Here is a 22,313-nt window from a genome sequence, read left to right as displayed (position 1 = left end):
AATGTGGCAATTTGAACACAAAGCTTTAACCCGGGGGTTTAAAAGAATAGCAGGTATTGATGAGGCCGGCAGGGGACCCCTTGCTGGCCCTGTCGTGTCTGCTGCCGTGATCCTGCCCCATAATTTTTCATGTGTTGGGATTAATGATTCCAAAAAACTGTCAGAAAAAAAACGAAATGCCTTCTTTCCTGTGATCAAAAAACAGGCCATTTGTGTTGCTACCGGTATATCTTCGCACCATGAAATCGATCAGATCAACATTCTTCAGGCATCCTTGCTTTCCATGAAGCGCGCTGTTGAAAATTTATCAACTCAGCCGGATTTTCTTCTAATTGACGGTAAATTCACCTTAGACATGGACATTGACCAGAGCGCTTTGATCAAAGGGGATTCAAAAAGTATTTCCATTGCTGCTGCATCCATTATTGCAAAAGTCACAAGGGATGCCATCATGAAAGAGCTTCATGAAAAACACCCCCAGTATAATTTTATCCAGCACAAGGGATATCCCACCCATGCCCATAAAGAAGCGATTTTAAAATATGGGCCCTGCCCTGTTCACAGGCTGACCTTCAAGGGTGTAAAAGAGATGAACAATGCCGGATGACCGAAAAAATCTGGGACAGCGCGGTGAAACCGCAGCCATATCCTTTCTTCAAACCCAAGGGTTCACCATTCTTGAGACCAACTATCGAACAATAATGGCTGAAATAGACATTATTGCAAATGACAAGGACTGCATTTGTTTTATTGAAGTCAAAACCAGACGAAGCCTTAAAAAAGGGCTGCCAAGAGAGTCGGTCAATTATTCAAAACAAAAAAAGATCATCCTGGGAGCCTCCTTTTACCTGAAAGAAAAAAAACAGATGAATTCAAGAGTTCGATTCGATGTAGTTGAAGTTCTTGAAAAAAATGGTATATTTGACATTAATTTAATTAAAAATGCTTTCCTGGCTCATTAGAACGGGCCATTAGAACGGAGCATTAGAATGGATAACCAAAATTCATCCGGAACCCTCTATATTGTCGCAACCCCTGTCGGAAACCTGGAAGATATTACCTTTAGAGCGGTTAAGGTATTAGGACAGGTAGACCTGATTGCAGCAGAAGATACCCGGCATTCAAAAAAACTTCTTTCTCATTATGACATCCGGACAAAACTGGTTTCCTGCCATGAGCATAATGAGGCAAACAAAACACCTCAAATCATCACCCATTTGAAAAACGGCCTGAACATTGCCCTGATTTCCGATGCCGGCACACCCACCATTTCAGATCCGGGATATAAACTTGTCACAGCCGTTGCCAGAGAAAAGATCAGTGTCATTCCCATTCCAGGATGCAGTGCCGCCATTGCAGGGTTAAGTGTTTCAGGACTTCCAAGCGATTCTTTCCTGTTTTTGGGGTTTTTACCTAAAAAGCAGCAGAAGCAGCAGCATGCTCTTGAAGCTGTGAAAAATCAAACCCCAACTCTCATCTTTTATGAATCCCCAAGACGAATTAAAATCCTCATTAACAATATGTTAAATGTTCTGGGAGATAGAAAGGCCTGCCTTGCCAGGGAAATAACCAAAATCCATGAGGAATACATTCGGGGAAGTCTGTCTGAAATTCTTCAAAAACTGGATAAAAAAGAGTCTATTAAAGGTGAATGTTCCTTGTTTCTTCAAGGGCAGCTGGAACAAAAGACCATTGAAAAAGAACAACTTGAAAAAATCATCCTTGAAAGACTTTCAACCGAAGGTCTTGGCACGTCAGGTCTGGCAAAACAAATTTCAAAAGAATTCAAACTGTCCAAAAAACAAGTCTATGAGATGATTCTTAAACTTCAGGATCTGAAAACCGTCTAATTGACATTATGAAACACATTTCCTGAACCATAAAATTTCAACCGCATGGCATAAAAAAAAGAGGGCCGCCTCTTTAACCAGGAGACAGCCCTCTTCTAATATCTTCTTAAAATATAATTGCCTTTAACAAGACCTCAATTACATTTTAGTTCCTTCTGCATGGCTCTGGAGTTTAATTTCAACTTTTTCAGTCAGAGATGCATAGTACTTTCTCAAAATAACCAGGACTTCTTCACGGCCAAAATGATCAACCACTTCTTCGTCATTGGCGAGAGCATGACGTAGTTTGGTTCCGGAAAGAATAACCCTGTCATCTTTGCCGTGGGGGCAGGTTCTCATGGAAGCCATGCCGTCACATTTGTGGCAGTAGAATGTCCAGTCGATTTTCAAAGCCTCGCAAAGAAGCGCTTTGCCTTCGCCTTCAGGTGCAGGAATTGTATCAAAAATTTCCTGTGCTTCAAACAGCGTATAGAAGTCACCAACGCCTGCATGGTCACGACCGATAATCATTCTGTTAACGCCGTAATTCTGACGGAAAGTTGCATGGAGAAGGCCTTCTCTTGGGCCTGCATATCTCATATCAAGGGGATATCCGCCATTGACAACATGCTCGGGAACAAAGAACCCTTTAATCAGCGTATCAATACATTCAATACGAACATCTGCCGGAATATCACCGGGTTTGAGGTTACCGATGAGAGAATGGATGATAACACCATCACATACGTCAAGGGCAATTTTGCAAAGATGTTCATGGGATCTGTGCATGGGGTTTCTAAGCTGCATGGCAGCAACGGTTGCCCAGCCTCTTTCATCAAAGATAGCGCGGGTTTCTTTCGGCGTCAGGTAAACGCCTTTGAATTTTTCAGGAAATTCACCTTCGGAAAGAACTTTTACAGGACCGGCAAGGCAGAATTCTTTTCTGGCCATAACCATCTGAACACCTGGATGATCTTCCATGGCAATTTTCCAGAACACGTCGTCAGCAGATTCTTCACCCTGACCTTTATAGACTTTTTCGCATTCCCATTTTTTCTCATCTTCGGTCATTTCAAATTTATCTTCGATTTTCATGGTGGCAAAAATTTCACCATTTCTTTCGAGGGCAATTTCATCACCGACATTGATCTCTGCCGCATCTTCTTTGGCTGCATCCAGCATCACAGGAACAGGCCAGAAAGTACCGTCAGCCAAAAGGAAGTCAGCACAAACACCTTTCCAGTCCGCTTTGGTCATAAAACCGTTAAGCGGGCTGAAACCACCGATACCCAGCATGATCAAATCGCCTTTAACCTGTGAAGAAATCTCAATTTTTTTGAGTTCTGCGGCTTTTTTTTGTTCCGCTTCAAGTTCTGCGCCTTCAAGCTTGCAAATCACTAGTCCTTTTCCACCATGAGGTGCTACTAATTTAGACATATACTTCGTTCTCCTTGTTTATGTTTAACCTTTAATAAATGTTTACCCAAACATTTATCCTGAATTTTAAACTAAAAATCTTGTAAGATTTAATGAGGATTGATAAATTTGTCAAGAATTTTATTCATTTATCTGTAAAACCTCGGCAATCTCATCCATTGAATCCACATTAAAATCTGCTTTCAGCTCAGAGTTCTTAAATGCGACAAACCTTACTTTTGCACTGGCTGCTGCCTGCCGGTCATAATCAGAATCCCCGATAAAAAGAATTTCATCCGGTTGAAGATCAAATTTTCCCATTATTAACAACAATTGCTCCGGATCCGGCTTTGGGTTTTTGACTTTTGCTGCTGTCACCACCACTTCAAAATAGTCTTCCAGGTGAAAGTCTTCCAACACCTTTTCCATGGTATTGGTCCGGTTGGTGCCGATTCCCCGGATATAGCCGTTGTCTTCCAATTTTAGGAGAAGTTCTTTCAGATCTTTTTCCATGATCATATACTTGATGAATTTATGATACCCGATATTTTTAAGGCGGTCATATACACTTGAAAGATCATCCATTTCCGGGAAAAGATACTCAATGGCCCCTTTTATCGTCATCATATGAACATTGACAAACTGTTCTTCATTCAACGCGGGCTTACCAAAAGTCTGCAACACTTCATCATAATATTTTCTGTTGGCCACGGCCGTGTCAAACATGACACCGTCACAGTCAAACACCACTGCTTTTATTTTTGAAATATCCATAATTAATTTTTGTAGAAGAAGTCCTATAATTTAAGATTTTGATTCCTGTTTTTTAAGAAAAATGGCATATACCCTTATGGTGAGTGTCGGCCTGTATCGGCTGTCTGTTTTAAGGGTCAGCACATCATACAAGTCATCTGCTTTATCTGATGTGCTTTTAATCTTTATCTGCCAGGATTTCTCATCTCCTTTTGGTTCCATAAGCTGTGCTTTAATTTTTGTATTGATCTTTTGTGCCATCCCCAGGATTGAAAATTTGTATTTTTCAGAAGGAGTAATGGTCACAACGGATTCCAGGGACTCTCCAGGGGTTCCCTTCAGGTAGACCGATACAGGATTAATCTCCACAACTTTCTCAACCGGCCCTGTGACAACCAAGTTGAATTTCCTTTTTTCGGGATCATCGGTCTTGACCAGAATAACTTTTTTCATGGTCTTTCCGCCGTAACCGTTGGTTTTAAAACTTACCTTTATTTTGCCTTCCCCGCCCGGGGGAATTTCCCTGTCAAAGGAGTGCTTGTCACAACCTCACGGAGGCAGAACATTATTTATAGTAAGAGGGGTATCACCTGAATTTTTAATGATAAATTCATGGGGAATATGGGCTCCTTCGGGTACAGGTTCAAAAGTAAAAACAGGCGCGTCAATTAAAACTTTTGGTTGCGTCATGCCCAAGAGTGGCAGGCAAAACAGAACAAACAATATGGCTATGATGATCGTTTTCTTTTTCATAGTATGTTACTTTCTTTTATGCAATTAACATTCAAAATTTTCATTGTTTGCTCCCGCTTTGGTTTTTTGGCTCACATTTTAAAAAGCTGCTCATTGATCATGGAACAGATCCCTTTTCTGTGTTCTATGCTTTTTCTGTCAATGGTCAACACTTTAACCGCCCCCATCAACGCATTTGTTAACATAATATTGGGATATGAATAAAATACCTCTTTGGGTATCCTTTTTTTTTGGATATCATACCCCCTGTCCGACAGAATCGTCAACACAGATTTCAGCGTCACACCGTCCAGCACGTGATCGGATTCGGGGACCATCACGGTTTTATCTTTTATGGCAACTATACTTGCGGTATTGGTTTCAGAAACAGTATGATCCGGGTTCAAAATGATGGCCTCATCTGCATCGTGCGCTTTGGCAAACCGGCCCGCCTGTTCATAATAAAGGTAATTCAGGGTTTTATAATCTGCCAGAGGCGTCTGCCTTGTGTGTGGGTATGTGACAAGGTCCAGTCCTTTTTTATTCAGCATCTCAAGCCTGTGGGTATACTCTCTTATAAAAGCAGCCAGAAAAGCTTTCCTGCCATTATCCCGATCATCCTTTGATGCGAGAATCTTAACAGCAAGCAATCTGTCCTGAAACTTGTTTTCCTTGATTAAAAGACGAATCACATCTTCCCAGGTAATATCAGGCGGCGTGTCAAAAAAAAGACTTTGCCAGGCCCTGTTCAATCGCAACACATGATCTTCCAGATGAAATATGGTTCCCTTTTCCACCCTTATGGTTTCAAAAAGGCCTGCCCCATATTGAAATCCCATGCTTGTAGCTGATACCCTGGCCTGATCCTGATCAATAATTTTCCCATCCACCCAGGCTTTCAGCTTTCCGGTACTATCTTTTTTCAAAGTGCCGGACAGGGATTCCATTAATGTTTTTCCTTTATCAAGGGTTTCCTGGTATTCCTCTTGAGGGTCTGAATCATACACAATACCGCCGCCCACCGAAAAAAAGACTGTATTGTTGAAAATGGTGGCTGTCCTGATGGCAATGGACAGATCCATGGTGTCATGAAAACTGATATATCCGATGGAACCGGTATAGATGTGTCGCTTCACAGATTCAAGCTCATCAATAACTTCCATGGAACGGATCTTGGGGCAGCCGGTGATGGAGCCCCCGGGAAATGTAGCTTTTAAAAGGTCAACAGACGTTTTATCGTCTTTAAGTTTGCCTTCCACAATGGAGACCAGATGAAATACATTCTCATAGGATTCAAGGCACTTATGCTCTTTAACAATGACAGACCCGTGTTGGGTCACCCGGGAAAGATCGTTTCGCATCAGATCCACGATCATGGTCAATTCAGCATCATCTTTGATACTCCGGGTCAGACATAGTCCATTTTCATGGTCCTGTTCTTTTGTTTTGCCACGGGCAATGGTACCTTTTATGGGTCTTGTTTCAACAGTTCTGCCGTCCTGCTTAATAAATCTTTCAGGAGAAGTGGACACGATTGTATGGTCTCCGGCATGGATATAACTGAAAAAAGAAGCGGGATTTCGTTCAAACAAATCCAGGAACAATGAATAGCAATCCCCTGAAAACCCGGCTTCAAACCGTTGGGAAAGATTGGCCTGGTAAATATCACCAGCCCTTAAATAGTCAATGATTTTATTTACCGAAGCGATATAGTCAGGTTTAGAAAAACTTGATTTAAACCCTGAATTGTCTATGGAAAAGGGTTTTCTTTTAACGTCCCTTTTGATTCTGTCAAAGAAAAAACGTTTATTATTTTGAATGATCTCGTCTGTCTTCTTAAAATTTGCTTCATGAGACAGCACAGGAATACAAAGCCGGGTCTGATCTGTCTCTTTATCCTGAATAAGGATGATGGAAGGCGCATACAAGCATAGATCCGGCAGGCGGGTATCCATGCAGGTTCTGGGAAGTTTTTCAATCCGATCTTTTAAATCATAGGAAAAATATCCAAACAGGCCTGAATGAACCGGAAGATCAAAAAAGGCGTCCTTTAATTTAAACCGGTTTAACAGAGCTTGAATGACTGAAAACGGATCCTGCCGGGCATGATTTTTTTTTCCCAGATAGTTAATGTACACATTATCCTGTTTACTGCACACCTCAAGCCAGGGTTTTACGGCAAGAATATGATACCGGGAACAGTCAAGGCTTGAACCGGATAATAAAAGCACCGTCCCGACATCCCTGGCAAACGATGCAGCTATCTGTTCAAATGGCCGGTCAAGCTCAATCGTTTCCTGATGGACATCTTTTAAAAGAGGGAGATGCTTTAGCAATCCATTCATCTTAAGACCATCATCTTAAAAAAGGATTCATTCTCTTTTCATTACCTATGGTTGTTTCCGGGCCATGGCCGGTATATACGATGGTATCTTCATCAAAAATCAAAAGTTTTTTCTTGATATTTGAAATCAGCGTGTCATAATCGCCCCCGGGCAGGTCAGTCCTGCCGATGGAGCCTGAAAACAGGGTATCCCCCGCAAAAAGATGGCCCTTGGTATAAAGACTGATGCCGCCTTTAGAATGACCTGGCGTGTGGATCACCTGTAGTGTTATTTCACCAAAGGTGACTTCATCCCCGTCTTCTAAAAGAATATCCGCAGGCGGTGAATTTTCCGACGACAGTCCGAACATCAGAGCAGATTGTGAAAGCTCGTGCAGCATGGGCTCATCCTCGGGATGAATCGCAATCTGTGCCCCTGTTGCTTCTTTCATTCTTTTATTGGCACTTACATGATCAAAATGGCCATGGGTATTGATCAGATATTTTACTTTCAACTCGGATTTAGCCAGCTCCATCAGGATTCGATCAGCATCATCTCCCGGATCAATCACAACTGCTTGCTTTGTAGATTCACATCCTAAAATAAAACAATTGGCCATAATCGGACCAACCTCAAGTTTTTTTATAATCAAAACAACCTCCAAAAATTTCTGGCTATTTAAAAACCTTCAAGGGATCTAATACGGTCCAGTACACCGTTGATAAAAGAACCGGAATCCCTTGTTCCGTATTTTTTCCCAATTTCAACCGCTTCATTTATAGTGACACTGCAAGGTATGTCAGAACACTTCAAAAATTCAAATATTGCCATCCGCATGATGTTTCTATCCACCACAGGCATCCTGGAAATTTTCCAGTTTTTTGAATATTTATTTAAAAGCGCATCAATTTGAGAACCATTTTCCTTCACACCTTTTACCAGATCCAGAAAAAAAGGCGTAACTCCTTGCGTGAACTTTTCTTCATTGCCGGCACAGAATATCTCCAGGCTTTGATCTGAATCAGATTTATCCATATCAAAAAAAAACAGTGCCTGAAGTGCAAGTTCTCTTGCCTGTCTGCGGTCACCCATACTCTTATTTAACCTTTTTTCAGACTTTCGGAAAGATTTGCCATTTCCACAGCACCAAGGGCGACATCAAAGCCTTTATTGCCGGCCTTAGTCCCTGCCCTTTCAATGGCCTGTTCAATGGTTTCCGTGGTGAGGATTCCGAACATCACCGGAACTTCGGTGTCCAGACTGACGGATGCAACGCCCTTGGACACTTCTGCGCACACATAATCATAATGGGTAGTGGCTCCTCGAATGATAGCACCAAGGCAGATAATGGCATCATATTTGCCATGGTTCAGCATTTTCTTTGCTGCCAGAGGAATCTCAAAGGCACCCGGAACTTTTAAAATAGTGATATCCTTATCCTCTGCCCCGCTTCTGATAAGCGCATCAAGGGCCCCTTCTACCAGTCTGCCAGTGATAAAATCATTAAAACGGGAGGCAATGATTCCAAATTTCTTCCCCTGGGCCTGTAACCCTGCTTCTATAATTTTCGGCATTTTTCTTTTCCTTATATTATGGGGTCAGGCTTGCGTTATTGACGCTTTTGATTAAAAACGTCAATAACGCAAGCCTGACCCCGATTAATTACATATAATTACATATGGAGCAGATGTCCCATCTTGGCCTGCTTGCATTTTAAATATCCCTGGTTGTGGCAATTGGCCTCAACTTCAATGGGAATCTGTTCAACAACGCTCAATCCATAGCCTTCCAGACCGATCATTTTCATAGGGTTGTTGGTCAGAAGCCGCATTTTTCTGACCCCCAGATCAACCAGTATCTGGGCACCCACACCATAATCTCTCATGTCTGCCTTAAAGCCGAGTTTTTCATTGGCTTCAACCGTATCCAGGCCCTTGCGCTGATATTCATAGGCTTTCAGCTTATTCACAAGCCCGATACCGCGGCCTTCCTGGCGAAGGTATAAAAGGACCCCGCTGCCTTCCTCTTCCATCATGGCCATGGCTCTATAGAGCTGGTCCTGGCAGTCACACCGAAGGGATGAAAAAATATCCCCTGTCATACATTCCGAATGAACTCTCACCAGGATTTCTTTTTGGGCATCAACTTCTCCTTTAACCAGGGCAATGTGAGTCAAGTTATCAATATCGTTTTCATAGGCAATAATCTTAAACTCTCCGCCAACCCGTGTCGGGATCATAGTCTCGGCCGCTTTTTTTACAAAACTTTCCGTTTTCAGCCTGTATTTTACAAGATCTGCAACCGTGCAGATGCCGATACCATGCTTTTTCGCAAATTTTTCCAGGGATGGCATTCTTGCCATGGTGCCGTCATCATCCATGATTTCACAAATCACCCCGGCAGGCTTCATACCTGCAAGACGGGCCAGATCGACTGACCCTTCTGTCTGCCCGATCCTTATCATCACACCGCCGTCTCTCGCCCTTAACGGAAAAATGTGTCCGGGTCTTGCAATATCGTTAGGTGTGGTGTCATCCGCCACCGCCGTTAGAATGGTTGTGGCCCGATCTGCTGCTGAAATCCCTGTGGTCACCCCTTTTTTGGCCTCAATGGAGACTGTAAATCCGGTGCCGTATTGTGAGGTGTTATTATCCACCATCATGGGCAGGTCCAGCCGGTCTGCAATAGCGGAATCAAGGGAAAGACAGATCAGTCCCCTTCCATATGTGGCCATGAAATTGATGGCTTCAGGGATCACAGCCTCTGCTGCCATGGTCAGATCACCTTCATTTTCACGATCTTCATCATCCACGAGAATGACCATTTTCCTATTTTTAATATCTTCAATCGCCTGTTCAATTGTTAAATGCGGCATGTATAAATCCTCTTGTTATAAAAATCTGCTTATAAAAATCCGTTCCTTGCGAGAAGTTCCATGCTGATATCTTTTTGCCCTTTGGGCAAAGCATCATTTTTTGAAAGGCTTCCCATTAACATCTTTTTTACATATTTCCCGATCATATCGGTCTCTATATTGACCTCATCACCGACCCGTTTTAATCCGATGGTTGTGATATCTGCCGTATGAGGAATAATGCTGACCTCAAAATCATGGTCCGAACATTTGTTTATGGTCAGACTGATCCCTTCAATGGCAACAGATCCTTTTTCAATCATATCTGCGGCAAGCTTTGGCAAAACATCAATTTTGATGATCACGGCATTGCTCTTTTTTGTCATGGAAGAAATGATTCCTGTTCCATCAATATGTCCCGAGACCAGATGCCCGTCAATTCGGTCTGACAGTTTTAACGCCCGCTCTATGTTGACCCTGGAACCCGGCCTCAAAGACTTAAAAGTTGTCCGCTCAACAGTTTCAGGCGCCATATCCACCTTAAAGACGTTCTTCTCAAGACTGACAGCAGTAAGACAGGCACCGTTTACGGCAATGGAATCTCCGATTTTGCTTTCAGACAGATCAAGATCACAGCCGATATGGAGAACTCTTCCCTCCCCGGTGGACTCAATCCGCTTTATGGTTCCAAAACTTTCAATAATTCCTGTAAACAATACTCTTATCCCCTTTTATTTCAAATACCCCTGCACAAGGATATCAGTGTCAAACAGGGTAACATTCATGTTTTTAAGTTCAAAGGCATCCTTTATCAATTCAGGACCTTTTCCCTCAAATACCGGAATGCCGTCACTGCCCCCTAAAAACTTGGGAGCCAGAAAAAACAATACCTTGTTTACAATCCCGGCCTTCAGCGCTGACCCTGCCACCACGCTTCCACCTTCTATCAGAAGGCTTAAAATTGACATCTGCCCTAACTTAATCATCAGTTCATTTAAATCAAGTCTTTGTTCCTTTAGCGGAACTTCAAGAATTTGAGCTCCTTTACTTTCAAGCAAAGCTCTTTTTTCTTTGGAAGCATCAGGACCTGTAACAATAATAGTTTTGGCATTAGAATCCCGGGTAAGCACTTTTGCCTCTTCTTTAATACTTAAATGGGTATCCAGAATAATTCTTGCGGGATTTTTTGTTGCAACGCCTTTGATTCTTGAAGTGAGCGAAGGATTATCGGCATGCAGGGTTCCGGAACCCACCAGGATAGCATCTACTTCATGGCGAATCTGATGGACAAACGCCCTTGATTTTTCATTGGTGATCCATTTTGAGTCCCCTGTGGATGTTGCTATTCTCCCATCCAGGGTGGTCGCACATTTCAAAATCACAAAGGGCTTCTTATCATTTTGAATATACCAGACAAAGTCTTCGATCAGGATTTTGGCTTCTTTTTCTATAACACCTGAGATCACTTCAACGCCATTGTCCTTCAGGTACTGGATACCTCCCCCGCTAACAAAGGGATTGGGATCTTTACAGCCCACTACAACTTTTTTAATTTTCGCTTTGATAATTTTTTGGGTGCAGGGCGGGGTTTTTCCAAAATGATTACAGGGCTCCAAGGTAACATAGAGGGTTGCATCCTTTGCCTTGGAACCTGCATCATCTATGGCTTCTACTTCAGCATGGGCAAGGCCTGCTGCCCTGTGAAAGCCTTTTCCGACAACTTTTCCATCCTTGACAATGACAGCACCGACACAGGGATTAGGGGAGGTAAATCCTTTTGCTTTTCGTGCAAGGGATATTGCCTGATGCATGTATTCATGATCAGTCATCAGCCTTATCCGAAATCGCATCAAATTCAATGGGCAGGCATTCTTTTGGGACCAGCCCTTTAAGCTCCTGGATAAAATCGGTCACATCCTTAAATTCCCTGTAAACAGAGGCAAACCTGACATAGGCGACATCATCAATTTGCTTTAAGGCCTTAATAATTTTTTCCCCCACAACCTTTGAAGGAATTTCCCGGTCATTGGTTTCCCTTAAGTCCCGCTCAATGGCATCCACGGTTTCCTCAATCAGATTAATACTGATAGCCCTTTTTTCACAGGCTTTTTTAATGCCGGTCAGTACTTTTCCCCGGTTGAACTCTTCCCTGCGATTGTCTTTTTTAATGATCATGACAGGAACTTGTTCAACCCGTTCATAGGTTGTAAACCGCTGAACACATTCCTGGCATTCTCTGCGCCGGCGAACTTCAAAATCAACCTTGCCCGGACGCGAATCAATAACTCTTGTATTCAGATTTCCGCAAAATGGGCATTTCATGTGGGCCTCTTTTCTGTTTAAGTCTCAAACCGGATCAATTCCACTTTGGCTTTGTCAAACATATCCAAAGTCAAAGGGTCATCATATCCATCTTTATAATATACGGTTTTGATTCCGGCATTAATGATCATTTTCGCACAAATGGAACAGGGCTGATTGGTACAATAAAGGATGGACCCGTTTACCCGGATCCCGTGATAGGCTGCCTGTATAATGGCATTCTGTTCTGCATGAACCCCGCGGCACAATTCGTGTTTTTCCCCGGACGGCACATTTAATTGGGTTCTTAAGCATCCTGTCTCCCTGCAATGGGGAACCTTTGACGGCGCACCATTATATCCGGAGCAGAGGATTCTTTTTTCCTTAACCAGGACTGCCCCTACTTTTCTTCTCAGGCAAGTGGAACGACTGGCAACGAGATCAGAAATTCCTATAAAATATTCATGCCATGAAGGTCTGTCAGAACGCGTTTCTGTCATCAATCTATTTTCCAATATATAACGGATACCCAATGCAAAGATCTTTTACTTTCTTAGCCACTATTTCAATATTTGACTCATCATCCAGGACATCGCAGATAAATCCGGCGATTCTTTTAGCAGCAATCTCTTTCATCCCCCTGGAAGTAACAAGGGGAAGTCCGATCCTTATACCGCTGGTGACAAAGGGGCCGCGTTTTTCGTTGGGAACCGTATTTTTATTTACTGTGATACCTGCCCTGCCAAGTCTTTCCTCAGCGTCTTTACCGGATATGTTCTTCTGCGTAAAATCAACCAATACCATATGATTGTCAGTTCCACCGGAAACCAGTTTGTATCCTCTTTCCAACATTACGGCTGCCAGGGCAGAAGTATTTTTAATCACCTGTTTTTGATAGTCTGCAAAGGATTTGCCAAGTGCTTCTTTAAAGGCAATCGCTTTTGCTGCAATGACATGCATTAAAGGCCCACCCTGGATGCCCGGAAATATCTGGCTGCCGATCGTCTTTGCAAATTGTTCTGAAGACAGAATCAAACCGCCGCGAGGCCCTCTTAAGGTTTTATGGGTTGTCGAGGTAATCACATCTGCAAACCCGACCGGGCTTGGGTGGACACCTGCTGCAATAAGACCCGCAATATGGGCCATGTCTACCATGAAAAGGGCGCCGACGGATCTGGCAATTTCAAAAAAACCTTTAAAATCAATGATCCTGGGATAGGCACTCGCGCCCGCCACAATCAGTTTAGGTCGGTGTTTTTTTGCAAGCGCCTCGACCTGGTTCAGGTCAATCCTCTCGGTTTCAGGCGAAAGTCCGTAATGGGCAAAATCATATAATTTACCGGAAAAACTGACAGTGGCACCATGGGTCAGATGACCGCCATGGGAAAGATCCATGGCAAGAACCCGATCCCCGGGATTTAACAACGCAAAATAAACCGCCATATTGGCCCCTGAGCCTGAATGGGGCTGGACATTTGCATATTCGATGTTGAACAGTTTTTTGGCACGCTCAATGGCCAGATCTTCTGCCTGATCCACATACTCACAACCACCATAATATCTTCTTGCAGGATACCCTTCAGCATACTTATTGGTCAGGATGGAGCCTTGTGCTTCCATAACTGCCGGGCTGACGGTATTTTCAGAAGCAATCAGATTCAATCCGTATTCCTGCCGGTCTGCCTCCTGCTGGATAATCTTTGCAATTTCAAAGTCCGTTTTGTCAACATATCCCATTTTGCCTACCTCTCCCGGACCATCTAATGCTCTATACTTTGAATACGTTCAAGATGCCGGCCACCTTCAAACTCGGTATCCAGCCAGGTTTGAACAAGTTCAAAAGCAAGGATATCACCCACAATGCGACCGCCAAGGACCAGGATATTGGAATCATTATGAAGCCGGCTCATCTTTGCTGAGAAAATATCAGAACAAAGGGCTGCTCGTACATTGGGAAACCGGTTGGCTGTCATGGACATGCCAAGACCGGTACCGCAGAGCAGAATCCCTTTTAAATATTGGCCACTTGAGACAGCAGCGGCAACCTTTTTCCCATAATCCGCATAATTTACGGACGCAGTGTTTTTTGCCCCTGCGTCTTCAACACTATATCCAATATTAATGAGGTATGTCTTGATCTTTTCCTTCAACTCATAGGCTGCATGATCACTTCCAATGATAATAGATCTGCCTTTACCCATTTTATTTACCTGTTTTTAAGATTTTGATTTGATAAAATCTATGGCGTCCTGAACCGTGATCAGTTTTTCAGCGTCATCATCATCAATTTCAATCTCAAAAATTTCTTCCATTGACATTACCAGTTCAACAATTGTCAAGGAATCCGCGCCAAGATCCTCTATCAAAGATGCTTGTGGAACGATATCCTCGATATCCAGATCTGGAATTTTTTGGGCGAGCACTTTTTTTATTTTCGTTTCAACAGTCATGGTTTAGACTGGCCTCCTTTAACTATTCTTCGTCATCATCCTGGGCGATTACATTTCTTCCTTTATACGCTCCGCACTCCGGACAGGCGGTATGGGGAAGTTTAGGTTCCTGACATTCAGGACACACACTCACTGTGGGTGCGCTTGTTTTGTAATGTGTTCGTCTTTTCCTACCTCTTGCTTTAGAACTCTTTTGCTTCGGTACTGCCATTGATCTCTCCTAACTACATTATTTTATTTGAATTTTCATTATTATATGCCAATATAATTAAAGCATACATATTTACTCCAATTCCCCAAAAGTGTCAAGAAATTAAAAAAGGGAGCGAGCTTTACAGCCTGCCCCCTGATGCTGAATGAAATTTAGTTTTTCTTAGAAGAATTTATACTGTAAATTAAAAGCAACTATGTAAACTGTTTTTTCATATTCCACGGCTGGAGCTGCACCAGAAGCTACGGCTGAATCAGAAACATAAAAAGCGCCCATCAAGCCTGTGGAAACAGTAATTTTTTCATTAAATTTGTATGTTGTCCCAAGGGCGACAGTGTGGCAGTCAAGAGGCGGGCTCATCTGCTCTGTCAAACTGTAATCTTTGGGCTCCAGACCTATGTCTGTATACATGTAACCAACGGTTGCAGACAATTTATCATTAAATGAATACCCCACACTGAGGGCAAGGTCGTAAGAGTTTTTAGTTGTCAGAGTGTTTTGTGTTGTATCCCAGTCAGCATCTTTTTCAAAATAAAGCGTATATGACGGACTGATGGATAGCTGCGGGGTGACGTCCCACACCAGGCCTGCCGAGAATACTGCGGGAAGATCTCTTGGATAGCTTTGTCCGTCCACCTTGCCATTTTGGCCCAAGATAATCACACTAAAAGCACTCGCTGCCGGATCAATATCACAATCCCAGTCCAGCTCAACCTTGGTTTCATATTTTAAGGCTATATTGATATTATTATTGGGTCTTATATTTATACCAAACACACCGCCGAACCCGTCAGCATCCTCTTCATACTTACCCAAAATATATCCAAAATAAGAATTCGTTCCATGGATATCAACTTCTTTTATTGCAGTAATATACCTTGCAGCCGCAGATACAGAAAACATGTCATTGACTGCATATGATCCGCCGGCTGTAAGGGTATAGTAAATGCTTTCAACCCCTGCAAATTGGTCGGTAAACGTGCTGCCAGCACCAGCGCCAAAAGCTCCTGACGCCACTGCATTGCCGATTGTTTCGGTTACTATATTACCATCATCATATTCAACTTTTCCACCGCCGCCATTAATGGTAACCGTACCGAATGCCGCCCATTTATCCTGTTTGTAAATTGTAAATAATGAGGGCACTATCGGCATTTCAGATACTCCATAGCTTTCACCATCAAAATTATGATCATAATCAACAAAAAAAACCTGGGTATCAAGTTCAGCATACAGGCCATTTTCCATCTGCATAATACCGGCAGGGTTGTAAGCGGCTATATCCGCCCCGTCAATGGCTGCATTTCTGCTTGCTGAGCCAATATAATTTGCAGAGAAATTCTGCTTATTGTCAATACCTCCTGCAAAAGCAAATTGAGATAAAAACCCGACAGCCAATAATACTGTTAAAATCTGAACAATTGTTTTTCTCATCTCTTCCTCCCTTTAATGACTTGCTATTTTTTTAATCGTCACAATAATATACCGGCCCCAATATTCACGTCAAGATAAAGCTTTAATATCTGGATTTATCTTGGAGTCAAGACCCTGTCAAGTGTTTTCTTGGTCAAACATTGTTTTTTGGCCGATGCCCTTGAATGAAAAGCTGTCCTGTGGTACTTAAGGGCTCGATTTTACAGATATTTATTAAATGGAGAACAAATGGATACAATTATCACACGGTTTCCCCCCTCCCCCACCGGAACCCTTCACATTGGCGGGGCCAGAACAGCCCTTTTTAACTGGCTGTATGCAAGAAAAACAAACGGAAAATTTATTTTAAGAATTGAGGACACGGATACGGCAAGATCCACAAAAGAATCTGTGGATGCCATATTGGAATCCCTGGAATGGCTTGGCATTGACTGGGATGAAGGTCCGTATTTTCAGACTGAACGATACCCTATCTATAATGAATACATAGAAAAACTGGTTGAATCAGGGTCTGCCTACTATTGTTCCTGTACTCCTGACGAAGTTAATGCCATGAGGGAAGAAGCAAAAGCCAGGGGATTAAAACCCATGTACAACGGCAAATGCAGACAAAGAAAACTTACAAAAAGCGACAACACTGTTGTCCGCCTTAAAACTCCGGACTCAGGCGTTACCATTGTCAAAGACATTGTAAAGGGCGATACGGCATTTCAGAATTCTGAAATGGATGATTTTATTATCCAGAGAAGTGATGGATCTGCCATGTACAATCTGGCCGTTGTGATCGATGATATCACCATGGGAATCAATACCATTATCCGGGGGGATGACCATTTAATCAACACCCCCAAACAAATGTTGATATATAAAGCACTTGGGGCTGATATGCCGGTTTTCGGCCATGTCCCCATGGTCTTAGGATCTGACAAATCACGCTTGAGCAAGCGGCATGGCGCCATGTCGGTGGGCGAATATAAGATTTTGGGATTTTTACCCGATGCCATGATCAATTACCTGGTCCGGCTGGGATGGTCCCATGGTGATCAGGAATTTTTTGAAAAAGACGACCTCATTGAAAAATTTGACCTGGAACACCTGGGCAGATCTGCTTCCATGTTTGACACAGATAAACTTGTCTCTCTCAATTCAAAACACATTCAAAACAAAACTCCTGAAGAATTGGCTGGCCCTCTCTTATTTCATTTAAAAAACTTAGGGATTGACGCCAAAAATGATGCCTTTACCCGTGGGGTTATTGAAACTCTTCAGCCCAGAAGCAAAACCCTTGTTGAAATGGCCAAGGGTGCGGTTTTTTATTATCAGGATGATGTAAAATTTGATGAAAAGGCAGCCAAAAAATTCCTGAAACAAGATATACTGGATGTTTTACAAAAATCTGCCGACTATATTGAAGGCCTTGAAACCTATACCCAGGAGTCGCTTGAAGATGTGTTCAAAAAGATCATGGCGGAAACCGATCTCAAATTCGGGAAAATTGCCCAGCCGTTAAGGGTTGCCATCACCGGCACAACTGTGAGTCCCGGCATCTTTGAAATGCTTCTGGCCCTTGGAAAAGACAAAACTGTTCTAAGGATTAAAAGAGCGATCCAATTTATTTCAAAATCAGGTTTATTTCAGGATAAAGCGTAAAGAATCCCGGCGTATCCGACAAAACTTGCAGAAGCTGATTTCTCAAAACTTGTGGCATAGTCAAGTTCAACCGCCCTGACTGCGCCAAGTTTTTTACAGGCTGCTGCTGTGGCAGCCGCAGCTCCTGCACAGCACATATTTTTATTTTCAAGTCCCTGGGCAATAATCTTTGACTCGTCCATTTCCATCATCGCCTGGATACCGTTTCTATCATTTTCGTTTTTTACCCATTCCACAGCCTTTTCACCGGTTCCCGCCCGTGTAAACCCGAAATCAGGGCCATAGTGTGTCATATCCGTTGAACCGATAACCTTTATATTTCTTGACAAGTTTTTTGCCTCTTCTACAGCCCTAGTGCCGATAATGGAGGCAAAAAATGACGGGGCCACGCCGCAGACCACTATTTTCGCATCTGGATAAAAATATTTTATAAACGGATATTGAAGTTCAAAGGTATTTTCATCGGGAAATTTTAAAGGAGACCTCTTCTGGATACTGATACCGCTACAAATTTTATCTGATAATTCCCTGTCCACCTCAATATCTCCAAAGGGTGTTTCAATGGCCCCATGGGTCAGGATAAAGGGTTCGGACTGCTGATGCATGTGGGCGCCAAAAAGGAGGATAGTATCAATTTTTTCATCAGATCCCTTTCCCGGTTCAAGAGAGGCAATCACCCGGCAGGCAATTGATCCGGAAAAATACCAGCCTGCATGGGGAACAATCCCCCCCATAAAACTGCCATCAAGGGAGGAGGATCCCTGCTTTTCTTTTAAAAAGCCCTGTATAGATGCTTCGCACTCACCAGAGCTGACAGGATACCAGGAACCGGCAAAAGCCATTTTTTTCTTTTCCATGATCTTCCCCTTTTAAACCTGTCTCCCATTGAAACTATTTCCCTGTTTTTTCAAACACTTTAATCTTCAACCAGTCAAGCCAGGCCTCAAGGCCTTCTTCTGTTTTGCCAGACATCTCAAACACAGGCAGGTGGGGATGCACCTGTTTCATGTTATCCACTGCCAGTTTTGCATCATAATCAAGGTATGGCAGCAGATCAATTTTATTTAAAATCGCCACATCAGCAACTCTGAACATCAAAGGATACTTCAAGGGTTTGTCTTCACCTTCGGTTACACTTAAGACCACCACCTTTGCATCTTCTCCAATATCAAACTCGGCAGGACAGACAAGATTTCCAATATTTTCCACAATGAGAAAATCAAGGTCTTCGCACCCGAGCTGTTTTGCCGATGCAATGATCAGGTTTGCTGCCAGATGGCAGTCACCGCCGAACTTATCCGTATTGATCTGGGTTACTTTGGCACCGGTTACTTTAAGCCTGTCTGCGTCATTGGTGGTACAGATATCCCCCACAATCACCCCCACCCTGACATCCGGCATCAATTTTGCCAGAGTCCTGCAAAGGATTTGGGTCTTTCCGGAACCGGGAGATGACATCATATTCAGTACAAACACATTCTGGTCATTGAAAAACGTTCTGTTAATATCTGCTTCTGTGTCGTTGGCCTCAAGGACTTTTTTTTGAATATTTATTTCCATTGTTCTGCCTGTCTTTATCTTTGATTTATATCTTTATTTAATCTGCCAGTTCCAGAGAAGTTATCTCAATCTCTCTTCCGGTAAGCATTTCTACGTCCCCGTCTTCACAAAAAGGACATTTAAACACCGGCCCTGTCACTTCCCATTCATTATCACAGGATTTACAATGAACCATTACCGGAACAACATCAATATCCAGCCTGGCATTCTCCAAAGGTGTATCTTTTGTTATGATCTCAAAACAGAAGGTCAGACTGTGTTCGACCACAGACGCGAGCCTTCCGATTTTCAGATTCAGTTTTTCCACCTTTGGATTCTCAATATCCCGAGGGATAGCATCTATGGCAATCTCAACCAGTTGCTGTGCAATCCCCATTTCGTGCATATCTCTGTTTCCTTTCAGTTCTGTCTTTTAGAATAAAAATCTTTTTTAAACTCTAAAAATCTGTCTTGTTTTATTGCATCTCGCATTTTCCCCATAAGATCAAGATAATAATAAATATTATGAACCGTGTTTAACCGGTAAACCAAAAGCTCCCTGGACTTATATAAATGTCTCAGGTAGCTCCTCGAATAATTCTGGCAGGTATAACAGCTGCAATCTATATCAATGGGTCCTTTGTCAAACCTGAATTTTGCATTGGAAATATTCATGGTTCCCCTGGAAGTAAAGAGCTGGCCGTTTCTGGCGTTTCTGGACGGCATGACACAGTCAAACATGTCACACCCCATGCCGACCAGTTCAACCAGGTCTTCGGGTGTACCCACCCCCATGATATATCTGGGTTTGTTAACCGGCAGCAACGGCAGGGTATGGTCTGCCATTTCATACATGAGATCTTTTGGCTCACCCACACTTAATCCCCCTATGGCAAAGCCGGGAAAATCAATCCGCGTCAACTGATCAGCGGAAAGAGAGCGAAGATGCTTGACCATGCCGCCTTGTACAATTCCAAACAGGTTATTCACAGATCCCTTTGTCTGCCAGAAATCAAAACCCCTTTTTGCCCACATACTTGTCTTGTCCAAAGCCTGCCTGGTCTGTTTTTCACTGGCAGGATGCCCTATACACCAGTCAAGGGACATCATGATATCAGATCCCAGGATCATTTGAATCTCAACTGCTTTTTCAGGAGAAAAAAAATGTCTTGATCCATCAATATGAGACTGGAAAGAAACCCCTTCGTCTGTAAATTTTGCAAACTTTGCCAGAGAAAAGAACTGGAATCCACCGGAATCTGTCAGCAGGGGCTTATCCCAACGAATAAATTCATGAAGCCCTTCCATGTGTTCGATCACCTCACAACCCGGCCGTAAATAAAGATGATACGTATTGCCAAGAATAATCTGAGCCCTGCAATGATCAAGATCTTCTACACTGACACCTTTTACCGACCCCAGTGTCCCCACCGGCATAAAAATAGGTGTCTGTATAACACCATGATCGGTTGTGATGGTTCCGAGTCTGGCTCTCGACTGTTCACACCCTTTTTTTTCATTTGATTCTTTTAATAATTCAAACGTTAACATGACTTGCCTATTCAATCAGCATGGCATCGCCATAACTGAAAAATCGATACTCTTTTTTTATGGCTTCCTGGTATGCGGCCAATATTTTTTTCCGGGTGTAAAATGCAGATACCAGCATCAAAAGCGTGGATTCAGGGAGATGAAAATTGGTAATCATGGCATCCACGCATTTAAAGTCATAACCGGGATATATAAAAAGGTCGCACGACCCTGTTTTCGGTGTAACCTGGCCTTTTTCATCACAAAGAAACTCCAGTGTTCTGACGCTGGTGGTACCCACGGCAACAACACGGCGGTTCTGACCTCTGGCAGTATTGATTTTGTCTGCAGTTTCCTTTGACAGGGAAAAATATTCGGAATGAATCTGATGATCTCTTATATCATCAACCCTTACCGGTACAAATGTACCATATCCGACATGAAGGGTAATTTGAGCAAATTCGATTCCTTTGTTTAAAAGTTCGCCCATAAGCCCTTCAGTAAAATGAAGCCCGGCTGTCGGTGCTGCAACAGCACCCTCTTTAGATGCATAAACGGTCTGATAATCTTCCCGATCATTTTGAGCACAAGCTTTATCATCTCTCTTTATATAAGGGGGTAAAGGAATTTTGCCAAATTTTTGTAAAAATTTTAAAAACTCTTTACCATTTAAAAATTTTATTTCAGAAACAAATCCTTTTACTTTTTCAACCCTTGCTTCAACCTCATCTTCCAATAAAAGTCTGGCACCCTTTTTCGGACTTTTTGATGCCTTAACCAGGCAGTCGCACTTGAAAAAACCGGTTTGTTCAAGATTTTTCATCCCGGCTGCATAATCGATAATCAACACCTCAACCTTGCCGCCGGTTTCTTTTGTGCCGGACAGCCTTGCTGGAACCACCTTAGTATTATTGATCACCAGAAGGTCATCTTTCTTAAGCAGTGCTGTAATGTCTTTAAATTGATGGTGACAAATGGTTTCAGATCTTCTGTTCAAATGCAGCAGCCTTGATTCACTCCTGTTTTTACAGGGTATCTGGGCAATCTTTTCCTTTGGCAGGTCATAGGCATAGTCGGACAACAAAAACATTATCAGCGTCCGTCCATGGCAAAATAAATAATGCAGAGCCCTGCAAACATTAAAACAAACCCGAACTTCCTGAGGTTTGTATTATCAAGTCCTGTAATCATTTGAACCACTTCTTTCATTTTTCCGGGGAATGCAAAGTATGGCAGCCCCTCAACAATCATGACCATGCCGATGACACAAAAGAAAAATTTCATATAGAC

Annotated in this window: 27 protein-coding genes; 4 read left to right on the top strand and 23 right to left on the bottom strand. The window is 42.8% G+C overall.

All coding sequences use genetic code 11. The features are described from left to right. Nucleotide 1: 1 nt before the first annotated feature. From QAI40_RS02090 to rsmI, 3 genes are read left to right on the top strand one after another with little or no spacing between them, the layout of a single operon-like run. Complete coding sequence (locus QAI40_RS02090; protein WP_299977174.1) at nt 2–607, top strand: ribonuclease HII; 606 nt, start codon at nt 2–4, stop codon at nt 605–607. Beyond that, nucleotides 597–962, top strand: a complete 366-nt coding sequence (locus tag QAI40_RS02085) for a YraN family protein (RefSeq protein WP_299977171.1) — start codon at nt 597–599, stop codon at nt 960–962. Before QAI40_RS02090 ends, QAI40_RS02085 begins: the two co-directional genes overlap by 11 nt. A gap of 27 nt (nt 963–989) precedes the next feature. Then, nucleotides 990–1,850 carry a 16S rRNA (cytidine(1402)-2'-O)-methyltransferase gene (gene rsmI / locus QAI40_RS02080; protein ID WP_299977168.1) on the top strand — a complete coding sequence of 287 codons (861 nt, stop codon included), beginning with the start codon at nt 990–992 and terminating at the stop codon, nt 1,848–1,850. Between the two features lie 138 nt (nt 1,851–1,988). On the opposite strand, the gene sat is transcribed toward rsmI, so the two are convergent. The 17 genes from sat to QAI40_RS01995 form a co-directional block, all read right to left on the bottom strand. Next, nucleotides 1,989–3,266 (bottom strand): sulfate adenylyltransferase, encoded by a 1,278-nt coding sequence (gene sat / locus QAI40_RS02075; RefSeq protein WP_299977165.1) that lies wholly within the window; start codon nt 3,264–3,266, stop codon nt 1,989–1,991. A 120-nt stretch (nt 3,267–3,386) separates the two neighbouring features. Continuing rightward, on the bottom strand, nt 3,387–4,019 hold the full coding sequence (locus tag QAI40_RS02070; RefSeq protein WP_299977162.1) for an HAD family hydrolase: 633 nt from the start codon (nt 4,017–4,019) through the stop codon (nt 3,387–3,389). A 30-nt stretch (nt 4,020–4,049) separates the two neighbouring features. Next, on the bottom strand, nt 4,050–4,751 hold the full coding sequence (locus QAI40_RS02065) for a DUF1573 domain-containing protein (protein ID WP_299977159.1): 702 nt from the start codon (nt 4,749–4,751) through the stop codon (nt 4,050–4,052). A gap of 71 nt (nt 4,752–4,822) precedes the next feature. Then, nucleotides 4,823–7,075: an aminodeoxychorismate synthase component I gene (gene pabB, locus QAI40_RS02060; RefSeq protein ID WP_299977156.1), complete on the bottom strand. Its 2,253-nt coding sequence runs from the start codon at nt 7,073–7,075 to the stop codon at nt 4,823–4,825. 10 nt (nt 7,076–7,085) lie between these two features. After that, nucleotides 7,086–7,706, bottom strand: coding sequence for an MBL fold metallo-hydrolase (locus QAI40_RS02055; RefSeq protein WP_299977153.1), 621 nt, complete (start codon nt 7,704–7,706; stop codon nt 7,086–7,088). Nucleotides 7,707–7,732: 26 nt separating this feature from the next. Further along, nucleotides 7,733–8,146 carry a transcription antitermination factor NusB gene (gene nusB, locus QAI40_RS02050; RefSeq protein ID WP_299977150.1) on the bottom strand — a complete coding sequence of 138 codons (414 nt, stop codon included), beginning with the start codon at nt 8,144–8,146 and terminating at the stop codon, nt 7,733–7,735. Between the two features lie 8 nt (nt 8,147–8,154). Next, nucleotides 8,155–8,628, bottom strand: coding sequence for a 6,7-dimethyl-8-ribityllumazine synthase (gene ribH, locus QAI40_RS02045; protein ID WP_299977147.1), 474 nt, complete (start codon nt 8,626–8,628; stop codon nt 8,155–8,157). Between the two features lie 98 nt (nt 8,629–8,726). Beyond that, the gene (locus QAI40_RS02040; protein WP_299977145.1) at nt 8,727–9,929 is read right to left on the bottom strand and encodes a bifunctional 3,4-dihydroxy-2-butanone-4-phosphate synthase/GTP cyclohydrolase II; all 1,203 of its coding nucleotides are present in this window, start codon (nt 9,927–9,929) and stop codon (nt 8,727–8,729) included. Nucleotides 9,930–9,958: 29 nt separating this feature from the next. After that, the gene (locus QAI40_RS02035) at nt 9,959–10,624 is read right to left on the bottom strand and encodes a riboflavin synthase (RefSeq protein ID WP_299977143.1); all 666 of its coding nucleotides are present in this window, start codon (nt 10,622–10,624) and stop codon (nt 9,959–9,961) included. A 15-nt stretch (nt 10,625–10,639) separates the two neighbouring features. Next, on the bottom strand, nt 10,640–11,737 hold the full coding sequence (gene ribD / locus QAI40_RS02030) for a bifunctional diaminohydroxyphosphoribosylaminopyrimidine deaminase/5-amino-6-(5-phosphoribosylamino)uracil reductase RibD (protein WP_299977140.1): 1,098 nt from the start codon (nt 11,735–11,737) through the stop codon (nt 10,640–10,642). Continuing rightward, complete coding sequence (gene nrdR, locus QAI40_RS02025; RefSeq protein WP_299977137.1) at nt 11,730–12,230, bottom strand: transcriptional regulator NrdR; 501 nt, start codon at nt 12,228–12,230, stop codon at nt 11,730–11,732. The genes ribD and nrdR overlap by 8 nt, the downstream gene beginning before the upstream one ends. Before the next feature lie 17 nt (nt 12,231–12,247). Beyond that, nucleotides 12,248–12,709, bottom strand: a complete 462-nt coding sequence (locus tag QAI40_RS02020; RefSeq protein WP_299977134.1) for a deoxycytidylate deaminase — start codon at nt 12,707–12,709, stop codon at nt 12,248–12,250. Nucleotides 12,710–12,713: 4 nt separating this feature from the next. Next, entirely contained in the window at nt 12,714–13,946 is a 1,233-nt protein-coding gene (gene glyA / locus QAI40_RS02015; protein ID WP_299977131.1) for a serine hydroxymethyltransferase, read from the bottom strand. A 23-nt stretch (nt 13,947–13,969) separates the two neighbouring features. After that, nucleotides 13,970–14,410, bottom strand: coding sequence for a ribose 5-phosphate isomerase B (gene rpiB, locus QAI40_RS02010; RefSeq protein WP_299977129.1), 441 nt, complete (start codon nt 14,408–14,410; stop codon nt 13,970–13,972). 15 nt (nt 14,411–14,425) lie between these two features. Then, nucleotides 14,426–14,659, bottom strand: a complete 234-nt coding sequence (acpP, locus tag QAI40_RS02005) for an acyl carrier protein (RefSeq protein WP_299977126.1) — start codon at nt 14,657–14,659, stop codon at nt 14,426–14,428. A 22-nt stretch (nt 14,660–14,681) separates the two neighbouring features. Continuing rightward, a complete protein-coding gene (rpmF, locus tag QAI40_RS02000) occupies nt 14,682–14,870 on the bottom strand; it encodes a 50S ribosomal protein L32 (RefSeq protein ID WP_299977123.1) in 189 nt (62 codons plus the stop codon). 162 nt (nt 14,871–15,032) lie between these two features. Continuing rightward, nucleotides 15,033–16,304: an OmpP1/FadL family transporter gene (locus tag QAI40_RS01995; protein ID WP_299977118.1), complete on the bottom strand. Its 1,272-nt coding sequence runs from the start codon at nt 16,302–16,304 to the stop codon at nt 15,033–15,035. A 228-nt stretch (nt 16,305–16,532) separates the two neighbouring features. Here QAI40_RS01995 and gltX point away from each other — a divergent pair, with 228 nt between their 5' ends. Then, nucleotides 16,533–17,954 carry a glutamate--tRNA ligase gene (gene gltX, locus QAI40_RS01990; protein WP_299977115.1) on the top strand — a complete coding sequence of 474 codons (1,422 nt, stop codon included), beginning with the start codon at nt 16,533–16,535 and terminating at the stop codon, nt 17,952–17,954. Here gltX and amrB read toward each other — a convergent pair. The 6 genes from amrB to QAI40_RS01960 are packed head-to-tail and all read right to left on the bottom strand — an operon-like array spanning nt 17,939 to nt 22,307. Continuing rightward, on the bottom strand, nt 17,939–18,811 hold the full coding sequence (gene amrB / locus QAI40_RS01985) for an AmmeMemoRadiSam system protein B (RefSeq protein ID WP_299977112.1): 873 nt from the start codon (nt 18,809–18,811) through the stop codon (nt 17,939–17,941). The genes gltX and amrB overlap by 16 nt on opposite strands. A 34-nt stretch (nt 18,812–18,845) precedes the next feature. After that, complete coding sequence (gene hypB, locus QAI40_RS01980; protein ID WP_299977109.1) at nt 18,846–19,514, bottom strand: hydrogenase nickel incorporation protein HypB; 669 nt, start codon at nt 19,512–19,514, stop codon at nt 18,846–18,848. A 37-nt stretch (nt 19,515–19,551) separates the two neighbouring features. Next, nucleotides 19,552–19,899, bottom strand: coding sequence for a hydrogenase maturation nickel metallochaperone HypA (gene hypA, locus QAI40_RS01975; RefSeq protein ID WP_299977107.1), 348 nt, complete (start codon nt 19,897–19,899; stop codon nt 19,552–19,554). 14 nt (nt 19,900–19,913) lie between these two features. Then, nucleotides 19,914–21,044 carry a tRNA guanosine(34) transglycosylase Tgt gene (tgt, locus tag QAI40_RS01970; RefSeq protein ID WP_299977104.1) on the bottom strand — a complete coding sequence of 377 codons (1,131 nt, stop codon included), beginning with the start codon at nt 21,042–21,044 and terminating at the stop codon, nt 19,914–19,916. A gap of 7 nt (nt 21,045–21,051) precedes the next feature. Next, the gene (queA, locus tag QAI40_RS01965; RefSeq protein WP_299977101.1) at nt 21,052–22,113 is read right to left on the bottom strand and encodes a tRNA preQ1(34) S-adenosylmethionine ribosyltransferase-isomerase QueA; all 1,062 of its coding nucleotides are present in this window, start codon (nt 22,111–22,113) and stop codon (nt 21,052–21,054) included. A gap of 2 nt (nt 22,114–22,115) precedes the next feature. Next, on the bottom strand, nt 22,116–22,307 hold the full coding sequence (locus QAI40_RS01960; RefSeq protein ID WP_299977098.1) for a DUF2065 domain-containing protein: 192 nt from the start codon (nt 22,305–22,307) through the stop codon (nt 22,116–22,118). Between the last annotated feature and the right edge of the window lie 6 nt (nt 22,308–22,313).

The organism is Desulfobacula sp., from assembly GCF_030611305.1.
In the GTDB taxonomy this organism is placed as follows: Bacteria; Desulfobacterota; Desulfobacteria; order Desulfobacterales; family Desulfobacteraceae; genus Desulfobacula.
This window is presented reverse-complemented; position numbering and strand designations above follow the sequence as displayed.

Bases quoted from the DNA above. Each gene is read 5' to 3' on its own strand.
- queA (WP_299977101.1), bottom strand. From the start codon at position 22,113: ATGTTTTTGTTGTCCGACTATGCCTATGACCTGCCAAAGGAAAAGATT.
- QAI40_RS02085 (WP_299977171.1), top strand. From the start codon at position 597: ATGCCGGATGACCGAAAAAATCTGGGACAGCGCGGTGAAACCGCAGCC.
- gltX (WP_299977115.1), top strand. From the start codon at position 16,533: ATGGATACAATTATCACACGGTTTCCCCCCTCCCCCACCGGAACCCTT.
- QAI40_RS01960 (WP_299977098.1), bottom strand. From the start codon at position 22,307: ATGAAATTTTTCTTTTGTGTCATCGGCATGGTCATGATTGTTGAGGGG.
- QAI40_RS02020 (WP_299977134.1), bottom strand. From the start codon at position 12,709: ATGACAGAAACGCGTTCTGACAGACCTTCATGGCATGAATATTTTATA.
- ribD (WP_299977140.1), bottom strand. From the start codon at position 11,737: ATGACTGATCATGAATACATGCATCAGGCAATATCCCTTGCACGAAAA.
- hypB (WP_299977109.1), bottom strand. From the start codon at position 19,514: ATGGAAATAAATATTCAAAAAAAAGTCCTTGAGGCCAACGACACAGAA.
- acpP (WP_299977126.1), bottom strand. From the start codon at position 14,659: ATGACTGTTGAAACGAAAATAAAAAAAGTGCTCGCCCAAAAAATTCCA.
- QAI40_RS02090 (WP_299977174.1), top strand. From the start codon at position 2: ATGTGGCAATTTGAACACAAAGCTTTAACCCGGGGGTTTAAAAGAATA.
- glyA (WP_299977131.1), bottom strand. From the start codon at position 13,946: ATGGGATATGTTGACAAAACGGACTTTGAAATTGCAAAGATTATCCAG.
- QAI40_RS01995 (WP_299977118.1), bottom strand. From the start codon at position 16,304: ATGAGAAAAACAATTGTTCAGATTTTAACAGTATTATTGGCTGTCGGG.
- rpmF (WP_299977123.1), bottom strand. From the start codon at position 14,870: ATGGCAGTACCGAAGCAAAAGAGTTCTAAAGCAAGAGGTAGGAAAAGA.
- rsmI (WP_299977168.1), top strand. From the start codon at position 990: ATGGATAACCAAAATTCATCCGGAACCCTCTATATTGTCGCAACCCCT.
- hypA (WP_299977107.1), bottom strand. From the start codon at position 19,899: ATGCACGAAATGGGGATTGCACAGCAACTGGTTGAGATTGCCATAGAT.
- sat (WP_299977165.1), bottom strand. From the start codon at position 3,266: ATGTCTAAATTAGTAGCACCTCATGGTGGAAAAGGACTAGTGATTTGC.
- ribH (WP_299977147.1), bottom strand. From the start codon at position 8,628: ATGCCGAAAATTATAGAAGCAGGGTTACAGGCCCAGGGGAAGAAATTT.
- QAI40_RS02070 (WP_299977162.1), bottom strand. From the start codon at position 4,019: ATGGATATTTCAAAAATAAAAGCAGTGGTGTTTGACTGTGACGGTGTC.
- QAI40_RS02040 (WP_299977145.1), bottom strand. From the start codon at position 9,929: ATGCCGCATTTAACAATTGAACAGGCGATTGAAGATATTAAAAATAGG.
- nusB (WP_299977150.1), bottom strand. From the start codon at position 8,146: ATGGGTGACCGCAGACAGGCAAGAGAACTTGCACTTCAGGCACTGTTT.
- tgt (WP_299977104.1), bottom strand. From the start codon at position 21,044: ATGTTAACGTTTGAATTATTAAAAGAATCAAATGAAAAAAAAGGGTGT.
- amrB (WP_299977112.1), bottom strand. From the start codon at position 18,811: ATGGAAAAGAAAAAAATGGCTTTTGCCGGTTCCTGGTATCCTGTCAGC.
- nrdR (WP_299977137.1), bottom strand. From the start codon at position 12,230: ATGAAATGCCCATTTTGCGGAAATCTGAATACAAGAGTTATTGATTCG.
- rpiB (WP_299977129.1), bottom strand. From the start codon at position 14,410: ATGGGTAAAGGCAGATCTATTATCATTGGAAGTGATCATGCAGCCTAT.
- pabB (WP_299977156.1), bottom strand. From the start codon at position 7,075: ATGAATGGATTGCTAAAGCATCTCCCTCTTTTAAAAGATGTCCATCAG.